The sequence below is a fragment of the Daejeonella sp. genome (genome assembly GCF_036405355.1).
In the GTDB taxonomy this organism is placed as follows: Bacteria; Bacteroidota; Bacteroidia; order Sphingobacteriales; family Sphingobacteriaceae; genus Daejeonella.
This window is the reverse complement of the sequence record NZ_DASWXT010000071.1, coordinates 1-20010: the sequence shown is the minus strand read 5'-3', so window position 1 is coordinate 20010 and position 20010 is coordinate 1. Positions and strand designations below refer to the sequence as shown.

General features: G+C 41.5%; 14 protein-coding genes. 1 reads left to right on the top strand and 13 read right to left on the bottom strand.

The genetic code is table 11. From position 1 onward, the window contains the following. Positions 1-38 precede the first annotated feature (38 nt). The gene (locus VGE44_RS09200) at positions 39-998 is read left to right on the top strand and encodes an acetyl-CoA carboxylase carboxyltransferase subunit alpha (protein WP_331078228.1); all 960 of its coding nucleotides are present in this window, start codon (positions 39-41) and stop codon (positions 996-998) included. 24 nt (positions 999-1022) lie between these two features. Here VGE44_RS09200 and VGE44_RS09195 read toward each other — a convergent pair whose 3' ends face one another. The 13 genes from VGE44_RS09195 to VGE44_RS09135 all read right to left on the bottom strand — a co-directional run. Then, positions 1023-2045, bottom strand: a complete 1023-nt coding sequence (locus VGE44_RS09195; protein WP_331078226.1) for a hypothetical protein — start codon at positions 2043-2045, stop codon at positions 1023-1025. 22 nt (positions 2046-2067) lie between these two features. Then, the gene (locus VGE44_RS09190) at positions 2068-5247 is read right to left on the bottom strand and encodes a PVC-type heme-binding CxxCH protein (protein WP_331078224.1); all 3180 of its coding nucleotides are present in this window, start codon (positions 5245-5247) and stop codon (positions 2068-2070) included. A gap of 43 nt (positions 5248-5290) precedes the next feature. After that, a complete protein-coding gene (locus VGE44_RS09185) occupies positions 5291-6406 on the bottom strand; it encodes a Gfo/Idh/MocA family oxidoreductase (protein WP_331078222.1) in 1116 nt (371 codons plus the stop codon). Positions 6407-6442: 36 nt separating this feature from the next. Beyond that, complete coding sequence (locus VGE44_RS09180; RefSeq protein ID WP_331078219.1) at positions 6443-7291, bottom strand: sugar phosphate isomerase/epimerase family protein; 849 nt, start codon at positions 7289-7291, stop codon at positions 6443-6445. 78 nt (positions 7292-7369) lie between these two features. Continuing rightward, positions 7370-8146 carry a DUF1080 domain-containing protein gene (locus VGE44_RS09175; protein ID WP_331078217.1) on the bottom strand — a complete coding sequence of 259 codons (777 nt, stop codon included), beginning with the start codon at positions 8144-8146 and terminating at the stop codon, positions 7370-7372. 59 nt (positions 8147-8205) lie between these two features. Then, positions 8206-9348 (bottom strand): Gfo/Idh/MocA family oxidoreductase, encoded by a 1143-nt coding sequence (locus VGE44_RS09170; protein ID WP_331078215.1) that lies wholly within the window; start codon positions 9346-9348, stop codon positions 8206-8208. Positions 9349-9385: 37 nt separating this feature from the next. Next, complete coding sequence (locus VGE44_RS09165; RefSeq protein ID WP_331078213.1) at positions 9386-10411, bottom strand: sugar phosphate isomerase/epimerase family protein; 1026 nt, start codon at positions 10409-10411, stop codon at positions 9386-9388. 19 nt (positions 10412-10430) lie between these two features. Continuing rightward, positions 10431-11636, bottom strand: coding sequence for a hypothetical protein (locus VGE44_RS09160; protein WP_331078211.1), 1206 nt, complete (start codon positions 11634-11636; stop codon positions 10431-10433). Between the two features lie 33 nt (positions 11637-11669). Continuing rightward, the gene (locus tag VGE44_RS09155) at positions 11670-12698 is read right to left on the bottom strand and encodes an aldose 1-epimerase family protein (RefSeq protein WP_331078209.1); all 1029 of its coding nucleotides are present in this window, start codon (positions 12696-12698) and stop codon (positions 11670-11672) included. 23 nt (positions 12699-12721) lie between these two features. After that, the gene (locus tag VGE44_RS09150; RefSeq protein WP_331078207.1) at positions 12722-15430 is read right to left on the bottom strand and encodes a c-type cytochrome; all 2709 of its coding nucleotides are present in this window, start codon (positions 15428-15430) and stop codon (positions 12722-12724) included. A 73-nt stretch (positions 15431-15503) separates the two neighbouring features. After that, positions 15504-16658 (bottom strand): VCBS repeat-containing protein, encoded by a 1155-nt coding sequence (locus VGE44_RS09145; protein WP_331078205.1) that lies wholly within the window; start codon positions 16656-16658, stop codon positions 15504-15506. Positions 16659-16813: 155 nt separating this feature from the next. Beyond that, positions 16814-18235, bottom strand: coding sequence for a DUF1501 domain-containing protein (locus VGE44_RS09140; RefSeq protein WP_331078203.1), 1422 nt, complete (start codon positions 18233-18235; stop codon positions 16814-16816). Between the two features lie 13 nt (positions 18236-18248). Beyond that, positions 18249-20010, bottom strand: a 1762-nt coding sequence (locus VGE44_RS09135; RefSeq protein WP_331078201.1) for a DUF1549 domain-containing protein, incomplete at its 5' end; no start/stop codon positions are given.

Genomic DNA, 20010 nt, shown 5'->3' with positions numbered 1-20010 from the left:
ATTAATTTCCTAATTTAGCCGGGTCTTTTAGATAACCTATGAGTAGTACAACATTCGATTTTGAAAAGCCTATTGTTGATTTGCAATTGCAGATTGAAAAGGTTAAACAGGTAGCTGAGAAAACCAAGGTAGACATGTCTGCTACACTGGCAGAGTTGGAACTAAAGATTGATGCAGCCAGACATCAGATCTACTCGAATCTCAGCGGATGGCAAAACGTGCAGATATCACGGCATCCGGAAAGGCCTTACACCCTGTCTTATATAGAAATGATCTGTGATGATTTTATTGAGATGCATGGAGACCGGACAGTAAGGGATGATAAGGCTATTGTTGGAGGATTTGCGAGCATTGGTGGCCAAACAGTAATGATCATTGGTCATCAGAAAGGAGTGAATACCAAAATGCGCCAATACCGAAATTTCGGAATGGCTAATCCTGAAGGTTATCGTAAGGCTCTCCGGCTCATGAAATTAGCCGAAAAGTTCAATAAGCCAGTTATCACCTTTATAGATACTCCGGGAGCATATCCCGGTCTGGAGGCTGAAGAGCGTGGTCAAGGTGAAGCAATTGCACGGAACCTGCTTGAAATGTCAGTGTTGAGGGTGCCTATCCTATGCTTTATTGTAGGTGAGGGAGCTTCTGGTGGAGCATTGGGTATTGGTATTGGCGACAGGGTGTATATGCTCGAGCATACCTGGTATTCTGTAATTTCTCCTGAATCATGTTCATCGATATTATGGAGAAGCTGGGATTTTAAAGAAAAAGCCGCCGACTGTCTGAAACTTACGGCAGACGATATGTATAAGAATAAACTGATCGATGGTATTATTAAAGAGCCACTTGGAGGCGCCCATCATAATCCTGAAGAAATGGCTAAGACCATTCAGGATAGGATCACTAAAGACCTTGATCAATTAACTAAGCGGGATATTGACGAAGTAATCAATGAACGCATCGAAAAGTTCTGTGCAATGGGCGTAGTGATTGAGTCCTGATCGGTAAAAAATATTCAGGATGATTTATTTCTTCCATTCAAAAGTCGAAGGGCTCAGTCCCCGCTGATATTTACCAAAACCAAACATGGTTGGATTGTACTCACCAACAACCTGAACATTATTTTGTGCAGGAATTTGGTTCTCCATGCCTGTCCCCCAATAACATGCATTAACAATTAACCTGCGAAGGTCTTCACTGATCAGATCAACCGAAGCCCCCATTGTTGTTGTAAATATCTTTGCATTTTTACCACTTGCTGAGCTGTAATTTCTGATCCATGCTACCGGCATGACCGACTTTTCATAGCTCAAAGGGGATGTTGCGGTCATTCCCATTGTGGTTTGTCCGAATATCAAAACCTGAGCATCATTTGGCAGGCCCACAATGCCGTAAACATCAGTTGGTGTCCAGATATCTCTTACTCCGCGTAAAATTGGATGGTCTTTCACAAGTCCATTGATCAATGCCCGGGTACCTTCCTTAGCATGTACACCATGATGATTGATCCAGGTCTCACCAAGCACCTGCTTGCCATAACCACCTTCCCAGCCTTTTACCTTGCTGTTATAGCTGTATTTGGCATAGGGGTTTTGTTTATTACGCGAATAACTAAAGGCATGAGTTGAAGTGCGCAAGGCCACAATTGGTTTTCCGGCATTGGTATAATCAATAATATGTTTCATTTGCTCATCAGGTAATTCCCTGAAGCGTAATAACATAACCATCAGATCGGCTGTCTTTAAGTGTTCCAGCCCGGGTATATTTGTCTGATTATCGGGATCAATATTATTAGTCTTTGGGTCTAAAGCAAATAAAACTGTGCACTTAAAGCCATGGCGTTCCGCCAAAATTTTTGCAAGCATGGGCAAACCCTCTTCCGAGCGATATTCTTCATCCCCACTCACAAATACAATATGTTTACCTTTTCCGGGTCCTTCATTTCCCTGATATACAACCCATTGTGGATTTTTCTGAGCAAATGAAATGCTGGTATGAATAAATGTAAGCAGAATAATCAGTAGCAGTCTTTTTGTTTGCTTGTTCATTTTGTATATCTTCTGAATGAGTTTATTTCTCTAATGGATGTTGATTTAGCAATTCTTCAGGTGAGTAAAATCCTGTTTTATCTTTGACTGCCGCTCGTGTCATTTTTACTTTATCGGGAGAAATTGCCGGAGCCTTGTTGCCAAATGAATTCCTCACATAGGTCAATACTGCTGCAACTTCCTCATCGTTTAGCATTCCTGCAAAGGGTGTCATTGGTACTTGTCCCGGATATTTTTTATCAAGTACTTCTATTGGACCATAAAGCCCTTTAAGTACGAGTTTTATCAATCTTTCTTCATTTCCGGTTACCCATTTTGTGCCTGCAAGCGGTGGGAAACCTGAGCTGCCAAGTCCTTTTCCATCACTCTGGTGACAGGTATTACAGAAGCCATCACGGGCATAAATTGCTTTTCCTTTTACGAATAGATCGCGTTCAGCTCCTTTAAGATCGGTTATAATTGGATCTTCCTTTTTAACAACACGTTCATATCCATTGAGGTGGGCAATTGCTGTTTCGTATGCCGGAATCATCCATTCGTCAAGTGGTTTTTTACCAGCTTCCATAACGATTGGTAAGCCTTTTTCTTTTCCCAGCCAGGAGGCGGTTACAATTGCTTCAAGCCGTACACGTCCATGCACATCAGCTGCTGCCTGCATCAGTAAGTTGGTTTGATCAGCAACCTGATGCCCTGTATATCTTAAAACACGCACTGCAGCTGCACGTGCCCGATAGTCCTTTGCTTTAAGCAGCTGAAGAAGGAGTTTCTGATCAACCTTATCAAGTCCCCAACTTACCCATAAAGCTTCCAGCAAATGATGCTCATATCGTGGATCATTTTTATCAAGTTTGGCAGTCCAGGTGCTGATTTGGGCAAGCACCTGATTAACCGGACGTCCACGAAGCTCCCTGCGTGTACGGTAGCGGGTACGGTATTCAGGTAATTTAAGATTGTTAAGCAGTTGCTCAATGCTTGCACCATCTATCTTAGCCGGTTTTACTAATGGTCTGGAAGGATAAGTGATTCTATAAATACGGCCATGAGAATGGTCGCGCAATGGATCACGTACATTATGCTGCATATGCCCAATCAGCACATTATGCCAGTCAACAATATAGAGGGAGCCATCGGGTGCAAATTCCATATCAACAGGACGGAAATTTCTGTCTTCTGAAACCAGCAGATCCTGACGGTGTTTTGTGGCATAGCCTGTACCTTTTTCCTGCATGATATGCTCTTTAGTACCGAGGAATCCTATGGTATTGTTGATAAGCATATCGCCCTGAACCTCATCCGGAAAATGACGGCTTGAAATAAATTCAAGTCCTGAGGTTGGTCGTACACGGTGTTTATCCTCGATCAAGTTGGTTGATTTATGCGTGGCTACACCATATCTTGGTTTGATAGAACCAGGCATCATCCAGAGAACATCCGGTCCGGAAGTCTCTGCAAAAAAGTTCTGTCCCCAATCATCAAAGGCGATTCCCCATGGATTCGGTATGGAGAGTTGAGCAGTTCGCTCAAGATGATGCCTCGCAGGATTATATCTGTAAAACCCTCCATTGGTAGCACGTACCGGGCCATAGGATGTTTCCACATTAGTATGTAAAAAGACACCCTCACCCATGTAGATCGCACCCGAAGGGTCAGTGGTATAGGCATGATGTGCATGATGTGTATCGTGGTCATCAAAACCACTCAAAAGAATTTCTTTAGAATCAGCCTTATCGTCGCCATTTGTGTCTTTGAATAGTACCAGATTAGTGCCCTGAGAGACATAAACACCTTCAGGAGCAATTTCAAAACCTACGGGAAGATGTATGCCATCCAAAAAGGTGGTTTGTTTATCAGCCTTGCCATCACCATTGGTATCCTCGAGAATAATAATTTTATCATTTGGTTTTTTATCGCCAGGTTGCCAGTGCGGATAAGTTGGCATAGTTGCGACCCATAGTCTACCCTTATTGTCAAAGGATAGCTGAACCGGATTCTCGATGTCTTTAAATTCTACTTCAGAAGCAAACAAATCTATTTTATATCCCGGTGGCAGTTTAAATTTCGTCAGAGCTTCTTCACCATAGAGGTATTTCAGACTTCCGTTTTTATCCGGATTGTAATTTGTTTCAATTTTAGGAAGGGCTATGGTATTCTTGTCAGCAGCATCCAGATCCATCTTTTCTCCTTTTAAAGCAAGCCAGATAGCCTGATCCCTTATAACCGTCATCTCTCTGATCTTTTTAAGCTCAGTAGGATAATTATCCTGACCAAAGGGATTATATCTGCGCCCAAAAACATGCACCCCATTGGGGATTTTAATATCGTTATGCCACATCCAGTTTTTCTCCTGAACCGCAGCATGAACCAATTTACGATTGCTTTCAACAGCGGGTTTCACCTTTGTTTTACCGAAAAGCCCATCGGCTAAAAGCGGTGCAAATTTAGCATAGGCCGCTTCTGTAAACTGTGATCCATCAATGGTCATTGGTTTTTCATTGGCAGCATACCAAGCCTTACTTGGCGTGAAGACATCTAAAAAGTGAACTTTATGTTTTGCTGCAACATCTTTCATTGCAAGCGAGTAGAGTTCCAGATTTCTATTTTCTGTTTTGCCATTTGGAAGGTCGAATTGCCCCGACAGGTCTTCAAAAGCAATGGGTGAAACAAGCGCAAGTTGGGGAGATGTTTTTCCGTTATATTTTTGCTTTAATGTATGAATTATAAAGGCTTCAAGTTCAGCTTTATAGTTTTCAAGCCCCATAGGACCCTGAAAAGACTCATTGTAACCAAAGAATGCAATGATTATATCGGCCTTATGATTTGTGATCCAGTTATCCGGACTATCATAAAAACCTTCACTGTTTGAGTTTTTTGCGAGTTCAGTCTGAAATTTTTCGGCACCAGGAAAAGCCCAGGGTAATGCACGACCAGAATGTGCCCTGAAACCTGGTGTATCTCCACCATCGCACATATTTCTGATATACAGCATGCTATCGGGATATCGAAGCTGCATTTCTGTTTCAAAATACCCGTAGTTCATCATCCTTGAGCCAAGGTTGTTTCCAATTAAAATGATGTGATCACCCTTTTTAATTTTTAAGGCAGTTGAATCTGATTGTGTAAACTTAAAGGCAGTTAATGCAATTAGCACCATGGTTAGAGTGCAAAGCAGTACTTTCAAATTCTTTTTTTTATTTAGTGCCATATTCTTGGTGCTTATTTTATTCTAAGGGTTTATCTGAAAATTTTCACAATATTAAATTTATCTGTTTACCCGTTTTAACTGCTAAATAGATCGCATCAATAATTTTCAGGTCTTTTAGAGCTTCCTCACCATCTACAGGTACCTGGGCAGGTTCATTTGCCAAAATGATACCAGCCATTTTTTCCATTTGCACAGTCTGGTGAGTAACATGAGGATGATTTAATTCGCCTTTATTAGTACGACCTTTTATGGGTCCATAACCGGTTGATGGTTGTAATTCGGCAAATCCTTTTTCAGCAGTTAAGAAAAAGCGGTCCAGATTACTCATATTATAGCTTGATAAACAGGATGCTACCGCTCCGCCAGGAAAGCCGAATTGAAATTGAATGGTTTCGTCAACTCCTTCTTTAAATTTCTCAGGATTAGTTTTAGTTTCCTGTGCAGTAACCCAAAGTGGCTCTTCACCAACCATGTAACGTGCACCATTTATTGCATAAATGCCTATGTCCATTAGTGAGCCTCCACCGGCCAATTGCTTATTCAATCGCCATTGAGCAGGGTCGCCAATTCTAAAGCCGGATAATCCCTGAAAAAACATAATTTTCCCTAATTCCCCTTCTTTCCGCATCCGGATTATTTCCAGGGTTTTAGGTTCAAAGTGCATTCTGTATCCTACTAGTAATTTGACATTTGCTTTCCTGCAGGCATCAATCATTTCCTGCCCTTCTTTGGCATTCAAGGCCATGGGTTTTTCGCAAATAACATGTTTTCCGGCTTTGGCAACGCGTATCACCTGATCGTGATGCAAGGCATTCGGCGTAATGACGTAAACTGCATCAATGTCGGGATTATCTTTAATGAGATCGAAATTCTCATAATTGTAACAGTTTTTCTCTGGAATATTATACTTGCTCTGCCAGTTCTTTATTTTAGAAGGCGTACCACTGATTACCCCGACTAATTTAGCCATCTTACAGGCTTGCATGGCCTCGGCTACCCGGGTTCCGTAACTACCCAGACCCATGATTGCAACCCGGAGAACAGGGCCTTCATAGGTCTGACTGTAAAAATCCTCAAGGCTCGCAAAACCAGTTTGGGGTATAGATAAAGCGAGTATTGAAGCACTTAGTGTTTGCAAAAAATTACGTCTTGAATCCATAACTTGAGGTTTAAAATAAGGGTTACAACTCCGGTACTATTTAATTAAACAAGATCTTAAAAATTTTAATCCTTTAATTGCTATATCTTCCTGTGAAGGTTCAAATTGTCTCCAGATTGAGGCGGCTTTAGCTATCATTTCAATATCCGGAATAAAGGATTCTATAACTACTTCTCCATTATAATTAACCTGATGCAATGCTGAACTAATTCTGTCCCAATTGATCTGATCACCACCAGGTGTTCCACGGTCTGAACCGCAGGCGTGGAAATGACCCAGTTTACTTCCTGCATGTAATATTGCCTGATAGGGATCTTTTTCTTCAATATTCATATGATAAGTGTCCAGTTGAAGCATCAAAGCCTTGCTGTTCACCTGATTAACCATTTTCATGCCTTGCTCACAGGTATTGATAAAATCGGTTTCATATCTGTTCAGAGGCTCAATGGCCATTTTTACACCTGATTTTTCAGCATAATCTGCCAGCATTTTTAAATGAGTAGCAACTGTTTCCCATTGTTTTGCATAATCTTCCTTACTCACTAATCCGGCACGTCCTACAGCTGAGTAAAGCGGTCCGATCAGGATGCCGCAACCTAAGACAGGCATCATGTCGAGAATGCTTTTTATATAGGTAATAGCTGTCTGCTGATCTTCGGATGATCCTCTTAGATCACGACCCGGACCCATGGCGGCACAGATCGAGCCACATTTTAAACCACTCTCATCTAATGCCTTCCTGATTACATGCGGATCTATATGAGAGGGATCCTCAATTGCAATTTCCACAGAATCAAATCCCCATGCTTTGAATTTAGGGAACAAATCAACACTCTCATTTGTAAACGGAGAGGTGAACAGGAAGGTATTAATGCCAAATTTCATTTTATAGTTTAATTAATTGTAGTAATTATGTTCTTGTATAAGGATTGATATTAAACTGGTTCCAGCCTTTCAGTACAATTATTGCTTTATCATAATCTTACGGTACTCCACCTTCATCGGCGGACCAACGTGTACCTGCATGCCTAGCATCCCTTTTGATTTTCCGTTAACCTTGTCATTATCCGTGACATCACTCATTAGTATGCCATTGATATAATGTTGCAGACGATTGCCCTTTGCAACCAAACGGCATGTATTCCAATCCTCACTTTTTATTTTCTGCAATAAGGCATCAGATTCTCCCAAAGAACCAGTTACACTTAAATCGGTCCAGGCATTATTTTTGATTTTTGATTGGACTGTACCATTAGCTGTATTTTGAGCCTTAATGATCGTCTTTTGCCCTCTGTAAGCCAGGGTAGTCCTTCCACGCTCTTCATAGTTTTGTCCGGTATACCGGTTTGCACCATCAATATCAAGCTGATAGCCCTTTAAAGCGTAGGGTATATCCTTGAGCTCTTCACTACGGTAGTTTATACCACTATTTCCTGCCTGTGTGATTTTAAACTCTAAAGTAAGTTCAAAATCATCAGGCATACCTCCCCGCCAGATCAGAAAGGAATTGCGTTTAAGCAGGGTTGCCGGCGTAATTTCTCCAACAATATTGCCATTCTCAACTCTCCAGTAGGCAGGATCACCTTCCCAGCCATTGAGAGTTTTACCATCAAAAATTTGGACAAAGCCTTTTTGTCTGGGTTCATTGGTATCAGCCATTTTATAGCCTGCAAGGATTATGAAAAGCGGGAGGAAACCCAGTATTAAGTATCCCTGAAATGAATTAATTTTCTTGTACATGATCAATAGCTATAAAATGAATTAATATTCAATGATTATGGAATCTGTTTTCAAATTGTCTAAATGGTTTTCCAGCTTCTTGTATTTGCAGAATCTATTACCGCTTCACAAACTTTTTGAGTTTCAAGTGCCTCTTTAAATGTAGGAGAGCATGGCTCACCGGATTCAAGACATTTCAGGAAATCAGCTACCTGATGCACAAATGAATGTTCGTAGCCAATTGAAAGTCCGGGAACCCACCATTTATCCATATAAGGCTGATCTCCATCAGTTACATGTATGGAGCGCCATCCGCGAACGATTGAGTCATCTGCGTGGTCAAAATATTCCAGACGGTTGAGATCATGCAGATCCCAGCGAATGGAAGCATGTTCACCATTTATTTCAAAAGTGTACAGGGCTTTATGTCCGCGGGCATATCTTGTAGATTCAAACAATCCTAAGGATCCATTATTGAAGTGGCAATGGAAAATACAGGCATCGTCTATCCCTACTTTTTCCTTTTTACCGGTCAGCTGGTGCATACGTTCTTTGACAAAGGTTTCGGTGAGTGCAGAAACATCTTTAATGCCTCCATTTAACCAGATAGCGGTATCAATGCAGTGTGCAAGCAAATCGCCTGTAACGCCAGAACCTGCAGCATCTATATCCAGACGCCATAAACCTTCACCACCTTGTGGCAGATCAGCATTGATTGTCCAGTCTTGCAGGAAATTGGCTCGGTAATGAAATATTTTTCCCAGTTTTCCGGAATCGATAATTTGTTTGGCCAATGTAACTGCCGGAACACGGCGATAATTATACCATACTGTATTTGGAACACCTGCTTTTTCAATTGCATCCACCATGGCTACACCTTCAGCTAAAGTCCTTGAAAGAGGTTTTTCACAGAGAATCATTTTGCCTGCAGCGGCTGCAGCGATTGCAATTTCTGCATGCATATTATTAGGTGCGCAGATGTCAACAGCATCAATATCCTCACGGGTAATCAGTGTTTCCCAATCTGTTTCAAAGGATTCATAGCCCCATTGTTCAGCAAATGCCTGAACTTTGTCTTTACTTCGTGAACATACTGCTTTTAAAACCGGACGAAATTCCAGTTCCGGGAAAAAATCACCAACTCTTTTGTAGCCATTTGAATGGGTCCGGCCCATAAAGCCACATCCAATTAACCCGATTCTTAATTCTTTTTTATTAGCCATTATAGTATTTTAAAATTTCAACTAATCAATTAATTGCTTAAGTCCAGCTGTTTAAGCTGCGAACTTTGATCATCGCTGCCAAAATATCATTCCATGTTTTTTGCTGTTCTAAAACAGCATTCGGAAACATGCAACCATCCCAGCAGATATGTTTAAACGCTTTTGTTAACTCTCCGTTTTCATTGCGAAGCCAATGTCCGGCATCGATAGCAATATCTAATTTACCATTAGGATCTGTTGCCTGGCAATGTCTTCCTGTTTTATCATGTGAGCCCGAACCATAAGCTGTTCCATCATTCTGAGCAACGTGAAAATCTATAGTCCATGGGCGCAATGCTGCGGTTAATTTCTTTAGTCCTTCGGTCAGTGTTTCCCGGTCATCCCACTTATAATCGGCAGGTAAAATGCGATCTTCAGGTGCATTATAACCCAGGAGATATAAAAAAGTATGTGACATGTCTGCCTGAAATCCAATATTCGGACGATCCACTGCTTCAAGTGTATCCAGCATTGCTTTCCAGCTATGCATACCACCCCAGCAAATTTCACCCTCAGCGGCAAGCTTTTCACCATAATCAGCTGCCACATCACATGCTTCCCTGAAAGTTTGAGCGATGAGTTTAGTGTTATTAACAGGATCTTTAGCCCAGTCTTCAACACTGCTGGCTGAATCAATGCGAACTACACCGTATGGGCGTATACCCATTTCTTTCAATTTTTGCCCATAGATGCAAGATTTACGCACCTGCTCAACAAAATTTGCGCGATCTTCTTTGGTACCCATTGCCGGTCCGCCCCAAATTGGTGCAACCAGACTGCCAATTACTAAATTATGCTTACTTACCTGATCAGCAAGCCTTTTAATGCCATCCAAATCATCTAAATTGATTGAAGGGTCAAAAAGACCAACATCAACGCCATCGAATTTAACTCCGTCGACTTCTGCAGCGGCGGTCATCTCGAGCATTTTCTCTAATGAGATTGGTGGTTCTGAATCAGGACCTTTTCCCACAATGCCAGGCCATGTGGCATTGTGAAGTTTTGGATAAATATTCTCAGACATATTCAATAAATATTAAAAATTACAAAATAAGATCCGGGTTTTCCGGACCGAAATGTTTTAGTATAACAATTGGATCGGTTTTGGAAGGGTTGCTAATGCGCACACCTTCTTTTGCTGCTTTTTCAGAGACAAAGAACTCATCGTTTGTAAGTTGTCCATATCTGATCAGAGCCGGAGTTTCAATATCCCATACCCCAAATTTACCATGCCCCTGCATCACAATCATGCCATAGCAGGCACTATCCCTGATTGTAACTGTTTGTCCTGGTAATACAGTAAGTTCTTTTGCGCTGAATGCTGCTGATCTGTAGCAGATCCAGTTTTCGATATATCCTTCAGATTCCATTTCCGCCAGAGCTTTCACAGGTTTCGGAAGCATAAACCGGGTTTCCAGAATATTCGGATTTACGTTCAAATCCCAGTCAATTACTTCCATCAACTGGTCATAATCGCCAATTCTGTCCTTTGGAGTTCCGTTCCAAAGTAGTTCCTCAGGTATAATAGCTTCATTAACAAGGGATTGATACATTGCGAAAACGTCGGACGCTTTTTGTGGTTCGTAAGTACACATACTTCCGGGTGCATGAAGCATGCCCGGTGGCACATCCCATCCGGTTCCAGGCTCCAGTTTAAAGGCCTGTGAATAAGTGGTCAGTTTATTATCACCTTTTGTGAAATTAACCAGACATTCCCTGATTTGCGCTTTGGTGGTACCCGGCGCGATACCAAAGAAGGTATAAGGAAAATCTCCGCCGTGATTGTTTAGCTGTGGTGGAAAATAATAGGCTTCGGGTTTACCTTTTTGTCCGATTTTGGCAGCATGTTCATCATTGTGATGAATATGATGGGGCAGGGGACCCATATTGTCAAAGAATTTAGAATACATCGGCCAGCTTTGGTGTTCATTCCAAAGACGATCTCCGATAATTTCGCCTTTAAGCTCATCAATTGCATCTTTTAATAGAAATTGCTCATCTTTTCCTCCTTCATTGTAGACAACCGGGCTTAAACCCTCATTTTTTCCAGTGAGGGGTCCGTTTTGTGCCGGAGTAGTAGACGATAACCATCTTTCATCAATACCACCACGTTGCCCGCCAAGTACATAATAATCATCCGGGTGCAATTTGATCCTTCTTCCCGGTACGCAAAATGAACGGGGTACCCAGGTAGGGGCTAATCTGAGAATTCCTTTTCCTTGTTCTAATGCTTTCTTTGCTAAACTCATATTCTTATTAAAATGTTATGCAGGCTTAAATGTTTAAGCCTTTTTATTTAAAACTTGTATTTCTAATTCATACTTTCTGCTTTCTCCGGGAGCAAGCAGGATTAATTCATTTTGCCGCCTTGCCCGGCTTTGTCCGATGGGCGGATTTGTGCCGGGTTCGAGCCCGACAACATATTCTCCTTTACCATAATGCAGCCAGTTTGTTAAGCAGGGCAATTCTTTTTTTCTAAACTTTAAGTTGAGAATAATTCCTATTTTTTGGTTATCAATTCCACAATTGCAGAAGCCTGACTTATCAGCTTCAATATCTATAAATGCAGCTTCTTCTCCGGAGCCCTGATGTTCATCCAGGGGGGCAGGGCAGGTATGAAAATCATTCCCTTCTGCGAAAAGTTTATCCGGATTACCATCACGTGATTTCCATGGACCATTCCATACTATTTTACTGCCTTCATCAACTAATGGCCAGCCCAAATTACAGTGGTATAGCAACATATGCGGAGCCTCTGTATTTCCGCGGTTAATTACCTCATCCTGAATCCGGATTGTGGATTTTCCCAAAGTGGCAGAAATTGTACGTCTTAATTCCAATCTGTTTCCCAATGCCTGCGATTCCCTGATGACTCCGCTAATACTCATTTCCATATTTCCTGATAGGAGATCAGGTTGAATTATTGACACAATTTCTGCCGGGGTATTGCTTATTTGTCCGTGAATACCGCGCTCACCAAATTCGTCCTTTTCAGGGCCGCCAACATGGCTGAGTCCGCAGGTAACCACCAATCCTCCGCCAAAAGTTCTGAGCCATTCAATGCCTTTATCAGACAAAGCCTCTGCTTTACTGACTCCTGAATGGCTCAGCCAGGCAAGGCTATGCTCATTGTAAAATGCATCGGCAATATCCATAGCGCGGTCGATGACTACTTTAAATCGCAGGCCCGATCCAGTGTTGATCCAGGCAATGCGTGTTCCACGCCCGGCTCCATTATCCAGAACAGAGGTTTCAATATCACCCAATTGTTGGGTATTAGATATTTTATTATGCCAGGTCTGTTGGTCCAAAATTATAATCTCCTCTTATGCTTTTATTTCTTTAATAATTTCGGCTTATAGATCTGATGATCTTTATTTGATCCTGAAATAAGGTAAGCCATCAGGTCTTTTAATTCTTCTTTATTTAAGCCATTGACCATACCCGGATACATGGATGATACATCAGAAATCCTGGTTCTTACCACATCACTCTTGATTACCTCACGCAATGTTTGTGGGGCAAAAGGATTTTGAGAAATATAATATTTTTCAGAATCTTCATTTTTCAGTCTCCCGGTTACCGAACCACCATTCTTTAGGTAAAAAGAAGTATAAGCATACTGATCAGATATCACTTTATTCGGCTCAAGAATAGACTCCAGAATATCACGGGCAGAGAAGCGTGTTCCCAGTTGGCTTAATGCAGGACCAACTGCACCTCCTTCACCTTTCATGCTATGGCATGAAATACAGCGGGTAGCGCTAAACAACATTTCACCTTGCTCAAAGTTTCTGTCTGTCGAATCTTTCTGAACAACTTCCAGAGCTTCATCTAATTTCCAGGTTCTGCCCGGACCTTTAGGACTGCCCACACTGGCCAGTTTCATGCCATTATTAGTCAGTAATTCATTGCCGGAAATCTTATTATAATGCTCGACTTGATCTTGTGGCAGATTAGCTAAAGCCATTTTGCGCGCCTTATCGATAAAACCGATAAAGCTATTGCCACCCTTATATCCAAATGCGGTATAATACCATTTGAAATATTTTTCCCTTAATTCTGTTGTCCAGCCATTTTTTGCTTCACTTAAAGCCGTTACATAATAGATTTGCTGAGCAGGAGGGGTTTTAGCCAGCATACCTGCAATATCCAGTCCGTATTGAGGGTTACGCAGAATCAGGTCTGATGACTGCATGAATGTTTTCTGGTCATCCACATCCCGGACAACCCCATCGAGTAAGGCCAGTGTTTTTTGAACTACCAATGGGTCATCCAGAGCAACCAGAACCTTGCTGAATGAGCGATTCAACTCATTGCTTTTTGCAGGATAGAACTGATTCAGATAAGCGCTTAATTTAACTTTTTCAACATCATAGGGTTTACCCATTCTCGAAATGATCAATTCATAGGCTCTTAAAACATCTATTTGCTGAGATTCAGGTAATAGATTGTAGTTGATCTTCATCAATGAATTGATCATCCTGACCTGTAAACCTCTGTTACCTGTTCTGGCCATAGCAATCATGGCTTGAGTAAGAATCTGAGGGTCCTTTTCTATGAATGCTTTTTCCTGCCACAGGTAAAGCGGCTGATGTTCCATTGCTATACGGGCAGCATATCGGATATAGCGATCCTTATTTTTCAGGTTAGGCCATGCCATAGTAATAGCCTTTGGATTTGGGCCGGCATGAAATGTTTCCAATTGACGTCTTAAATTACGTGCCTGAAGTATATCAGCCGGAGTTTTTGTGATCAATGGAGTATTGGGTAAAGTGTTTTCGCCGTAATAAACTCTGTATAGATCCGAGTCCAGTTTACGACCACCTGTTAAAAAATACATTGCACCATCAGGTCCTATTATACCATCTGTTAATGGCAGGGGTGCACCTGAAATAAATTCTTCGGCTGTTGCTTTGTAGGATGATCCGCTGGGCGTTAATTGAACAGCATAAATAATTCCAAAACTCCAGTCAAAAGCAAACAGACCCCGGCGGTATTTTTCAGGGAATCGGGCATTATTTCCACTGAACAGACTTGTTGGGGAGCCTTGCCCGATATTCAATATTGCCGGCAAATTATCGGGATAAGCAGGAGACCATTTACTATTCCCTGTGCGCCATCCAAATTCGCTGCCACTGGTAGAATGACTGATGCGGGTAGGCCGGTACCAGGGCATTCCAAAATCCCATTCCATATCAGCATCATAAACGAACATATCTCCAACCTCATTAAAGGCAAGATCAAATGCATTCCGGTATCCTGCGCTGATCAGCTCCCAGTTTGTACCTTCCGGATTAATTTTGACAACAAAACCTCCCGGGGCATTACGATCATTCGCATGTCCGTTCGGATCTTTTATCAATGGGAATAAATTATCCTCTTTCCAGGTTTCAGGTAAGCGATAGGCCTCCATTTTTGGAACATCTACATGATTTCCGGCTATAAGATGTATTGATTTTTTATCGGGAGAAATAACCATGCTGTGAGGTCCGTGTTCACCACCTGGAGTAACCAGGTCCTTTAGCAGGCTTATCTGATCATACTGATCATCGTTATCAGTGTCTTTAAGACGGTAAAGACCACTACCTTTAGCCATTGAGGTATCACTTTTATGGTTAACCATTACATACAGGCTATTGAATGCATAAAGTAAGCCCTGGGCATAGCCCATTTTTATCTTTTCTTTTGAAGTGTCACCTGCAATTTTAATCTCCAGTTTTTCAACAATTACTTTTGATTTAACCGCATCTGTGCCAATTGGCGGAATAGTTAAACGGTATAAATAGCCGTACTGATCACAGGCAATCATTCGACCCTTATGATCGAAAGTCATTGCAACCCAGGAACCATTTTTGCTTTCAGAAGGGCTGTATAAATGCTCTGCCTTAAAATTGGGTAATAACTTAAGCTTCTCAACTTTCGGATCCAGCTCTCTGACTCTGTTCTTTTTAGTTTCCTCTACGTTGTCAATAAAAGAGATTGCTAAAAAAAAGACGATGGACAGTAATCCTGCCAGTTTTAAGTACGTGTTACGTTTCATAATTTTATGTCCTGCTATTTTTAAAGTATTTTAAATATAAACTTGATTTTTGTGATGGGATGATTTTTTTTAATCAGGGTTTCTCATTAAAAAATACATATAGGCCATCTTTTCCTGCGACTATTATATCTTTTCTGCCGGTTTTATGCAGATCTGCAATGCTAAAGAATATTCCTGTACCCTTACCTTCACCAAAAGGACCGTAACTGATTACGTGTTTTGTAAATGATTCGCCGTTCCATTTGAAATAATAGAGTCCCGGCGATTCATTTCCTCCGGGGTCTTTACCATTATGTGCCCGATAACGTTTGCCGGTGATCAGTTCCATTTGTCCGTCCTTGTCAATATCCTCCCATTCCATTGTATGAAACTGGGAATGAAAAGGATCTATCGGATGCTTTATAAATTTAACTGATTTTTCTTCTCTTTTCTGTTCGTACCAGTAAAGACCGTAGGAATGACCATGGCCAGCTATAAGGTCATTTAAACCATCCTTGTTGATATCTGTAACTATAACAGGAATGCTGGCATCTTTCAGGTCAAAATCAGAATGCAGCTTCCATGCTTTATTATTTTTTCCATCCGGAGCTTCGATCCATCCTTCCGAAACTATAAAATCACCTCTGCCATCTCCATTAATATCCCCAAATCCCAAACCATGACCATGCTTTTCGATAACCTGTGTTTTTGTGAATTCCCCAAGTGCTTTATTGTTTTTATCCCTTTTCAGAGTGTAATAGATCAGCGGATTGCCCGGAGTATTAGGCACTATTTCATCAAAACCATCTCCATTGATATCCCAGGCCCGTATGGTCTCAATATTACCGGTTTGGGCGATGTCTAATAATGCCCACTCTTTTTCATTGTCCGGATTTTTACGCCAGCGAAGGGTTTTGCTGAACCAACCCCCGGTAATAAAATCTATTTTATCATCACCATCAACATCCATTGGGATGGTTGCAAAGTCATCATAATATTCACTTACCCGTTCTACCTGACCTATGAAATGACGATTGAGAAATGCCGGACCCTCATACCAGTAACTTCCGGAAACAATGTCGGGATTTTGGTCTCCATTCACATCAAAAACACCTACCGACTCGGCACTTTCTGAGGCTATCAATTGTTTTCTGAATTTGAGTTCAGAACTTGTCTGGAATGACAATAGTGGCAGAACGCACAAGCCAACAATTACTTTTGAATAATATAAAAATCCTGTGGAAGCCATCAAAAAGAAATTATCCGTAATTATTGGTTTGTATTATTAAATATATAATTATTCAGGAAAAGAAAATCTTTCCCCAAAACCAAACACAAATTAAAAATTAAATTATTAAGGTCTGTCCTGAGCTGTCATGGCTGTGATTTCAAATGGGGGTTGCTTTAGGCGAACAGTTCCATCTCTGCCTTGCCTAAACCATCTGGGGTTGTATAGAAAGGTCTTTTCTCCACGATGTAGCTGGCATCTTCGGCAATACCAAGAGCGTGATAGATAGTTTGGTGAATCTCTTCAATCCGGATTGGTTTTTCAACGGTTTTGCAGGGACGTTCATCGGAAGTTTTACCATAAACATTTCCTTTTTTAATTCCACCGCCAAACATTAAAATGGAACATCCATCAGTAAAGTGCCTGTGCATACCATAATTTTTGATATCATGAATAATATCCGGTTGTTCTACCTGCTCCTGCACTTTGAGATCTGGCCTGCCTTCAACCATCATATCCCTGCTGAATTCACTTGCTAAAATGATCAGTGTACGATCCAGATGCCCTGACTTTTCAAGGTCCTTTACTAATTGAGCTACCGGGCCATCGATTTGTTTTTTCATATCAATGAGACGGGTATGTCCGTTATCATGCGTATCCCAGCTTTTAAATGGTTCATATTCTGTGGTTACACTGATGAAGCGGGCGCCCTGTTCTGTCAGGCGGCGAGCCATCAGACAACCTAAACCAAACTTCCCGGTATTATAGATATCATAACTTTCTTTAGGTTCTTTAGTCAGGTCAAAAGCAGCAGCTTCAGGAGATTTTAAGAGCATATAAGCTTGCTCCATCGATCTTTTTAGCGATTCTTTTTGATAATCACTGCCAAATTCACCCATAGCACCTTTACTGATCAGGTCATTGTAAAGCTGATTTCTGGTTTCAAACCTTGTGGAAGACATTCCTACCGGAGGTCTTACACTCTCAAGTCCTGCTGATGGATCAGGGATAAGGAAAGGACCGTATTCACTTCCAAGAAATCCGGCAGTATGGAAAGCTTTTAATTCTTCGCCTTCGCCTAAGGTAAAGCGCTGACCTATATCTATAAATGCCGGTATAACAGGATTAACTGTTCCCAGTTCCTTTGCAATCCAGGAACCGATGTGGGGAGCAGATACTGATTGAGGCGGTTTATAGCAGGTATGCCAGTGATACTGGTGTCTGGAATGTAAAATATGGCCCATATCGCCTGCTACATACGATCGGATGACGGTACCTCTATCCATCACTTTTCCGATTGACTCAAGTCCTTCTGAAAATGAAACCCCATCAAGGATTGTAGGTACAGGTTTAAAGGTGCTCAGTACATCGTTCGCATTCATCCCCTTGCTGAAAGGGGTGTATCGTTTAGGATCAAAGGTGTCTGTATGAGCCATACCTCCGGCCATCCAGAGTAAAATAACTGTATCAGCTTTGGCATTTCTTCTATTATTGCAGGAAGATAACAGACTTGACAGAGGAGCACCTGCAGCAAGCGCTGCCAGAGTAGCCGCACTGCTTTTCTTTAAAAACTCCCTTCTATTCCATTGATTATTCATGCCCAGTACTTTATTAATAGATAATTTGAAATTCGGGGAGCAGCATAACGGCCCAGAACAGATCCTGAACGGCATCCGTTTGAGGTTTATCTCCCAATATTTTTATCGCAATTTTATATTCATCTGATCGAACTTCACGCCCCAATGCCTGTTTATATATCTCTTTAATGATCTGATCTCCACTTTTATATTTCAGCTTCCAGTTTTCAGCTCCTTTCCTGAGCATAGAATTAAAACGCTCGCCATTGGTTAATTCCAGAGCCTGCAGAAGATTTGCCTGCGATTCACGGCTGGTAGAAACGGTTTCCCTGTTAGGCCGGCCCAGTGCAGTAAGAAAAGGATTATTTACTACCTGTGATGCACGCGGAAATAATTGAATACTCTGGTTGTTCAACACTTTAATAACTGGTTTATACCTGACCATTGAATCGGGAAATATAGGTCCGAATAAGGCAGAACCTGCATCTGCAAACTGTTCAGCAGACATTCTTTTTCTGAGCCTCCCCGAAAATTTAAATTCCTGCGAAACAATTTCATTCGGGTCTTTGAAACCTGCTGATGGTAACTGATAAGTTTTGGAAGTCGTGATAAGATAGATCAGATCCTTAATATTTGAGTTATTCTGCTGAAAATTAAAAGCCATCCAATCGAGCATATCCTGGCTCCAGGGTTCATTATCCATCATATCCAGGGGCTCAATAAAACCGCGGCCCATTATCTGTGCCCATATTCTATTGACCAGGGTACGGTATAAACGGCCATTTTGAGGTTTGACCATGTTCTCTGCAAGCTGTGCTCTTTTAATCGGGACCTTGGCTTTATTATCAATGCTACCCAGCTCTTTCCAGAGCATTCTTGCATCGGTGAATTTGCCAGTAGGTTTATCACAGCGATTAATTTCAAGCGTGGTATCTGCAAAAATATTCGCAAAAGCATAGGCATCTTCCAGTTTCCAGTCGCTGATAAAACTATTATGGCAGGAGGCACATTTCAGGTTTAGGCCTAAAAATACCTGCGATACATTTTGCGCAGCCTGCATTTCTGTCCGCTGACTTGAATTTACAACACCACGCCATTTTATACCTTCAATAAAACCTTTTGAATTCTCGTCCGGACTCAGCAGTTCTTTGACGAACTGGTCGTATGGTTTATTCGATTTGATCGATTGATACAGCCAGTCGGTTATTGCATAGCGCCCGTTGGTAATATATCCGGTTCCGGTGTAATCGTTTCTTAATGCATCATTCCAGAAGGTAAGCCAATGCATTGCATAATCATCTTCACGATCCAATAATTTTTTACTCCAGATAGCCCGTTTATCAGGTCTTGGATCTTTACTGAATTCATTGATTTCCTGTTGAGTTGGCAGCAAACCGATGATATCCATGAATGATCTTCTTAAAAAGATTCTGTCATCGACTAATTTTGGCCAGGCTATTTTATTCTTTACGAAATATTGATTGGTCCAGCGGTCCACAGGGTTAGAATAAATGACAGGAGCAGGAGGTAATAGCGGATTTCTTGGTGCGAGTTCCGCCACCTTAAAAACCTCATCCTTATCTGATCCATCAGGCCATGGAGCACCTTTTTTAATCCAGAAATCAATAACGGCAATATCATTTGCTGAGAGTTTCTTGCCTTTGGAAGGCATTACATCTTCATGGTCTGAAGGCAGACTAATACGTCTGAATAGTTCACTCTCGTCAGTGTTTCCAGGTTTGATTACTTCTCCGTTTTCTCCGCCTTTAAAAACAAAATCCTTACGGTCGAGTCTT

Excerpts from the sequence above, each read along its gene's own strand:
- VGE44_RS09140 (WP_331078203.1), bottom strand. The coding sequence starts at position 18,235 with ATGAATAATCAATGGAATAGAAGGGAGTTTTTAAAGAAAAGCAGTGCG.
- VGE44_RS09170 (WP_331078215.1), bottom strand. The coding sequence starts at position 9,348 with ATGGCTAATAAAAAAGAATTAAGAATCGGGTTAATTGGATGTGGCTTT.
- VGE44_RS09165 (WP_331078213.1), bottom strand. The coding sequence starts at position 10,411 with ATGTCTGAGAATATTTATCCAAAACTTCACAATGCCACATGGCCTGGC.
- VGE44_RS09145 (WP_331078205.1), bottom strand. The coding sequence starts at position 16,658 with ATGGCTTCCACAGGATTTTTATATTATTCAAAAGTAATTGTTGGCTTG.
- VGE44_RS09195 (WP_331078226.1), bottom strand. The coding sequence starts at position 2,045 with ATGAACAAGCAAACAAAAAGACTGCTACTGATTATTCTGCTTACATTT.
- VGE44_RS09185 (WP_331078222.1), bottom strand. The coding sequence starts at position 6,406 with ATGGATTCAAGACGTAATTTTTTGCAAACACTAAGTGCTTCAATACTC.
- VGE44_RS09150 (WP_331078207.1), bottom strand. The coding sequence starts at position 15,430 with ATGAAACGTAACACGTACTTAAAACTGGCAGGATTACTGTCCATCGTC.
- VGE44_RS09190 (WP_331078224.1), bottom strand. The coding sequence starts at position 5,247 with ATGGCACTAAATAAAAAAAAGAATTTGAAAGTACTGCTTTGCACTCTA.
- VGE44_RS09175 (WP_331078217.1), bottom strand. The coding sequence starts at position 8,146 with ATGTACAAGAAAATTAATTCATTTCAGGGATACTTAATACTGGGTTTC.
- VGE44_RS09200 (WP_331078228.1), top strand. The coding sequence starts at position 39 with ATGAGTAGTACAACATTCGATTTTGAAAAGCCTATTGTTGATTTGCAA.
- VGE44_RS09160 (WP_331078211.1), bottom strand. The coding sequence starts at position 11,636 with ATGAGTTTAGCAAAGAAAGCATTAGAACAAGGAAAAGGAATTCTCAGA.
- VGE44_RS09180 (WP_331078219.1), bottom strand. The coding sequence starts at position 7,291 with ATGAAATTTGGCATTAATACCTTCCTGTTCACCTCTCCGTTTACAAAT.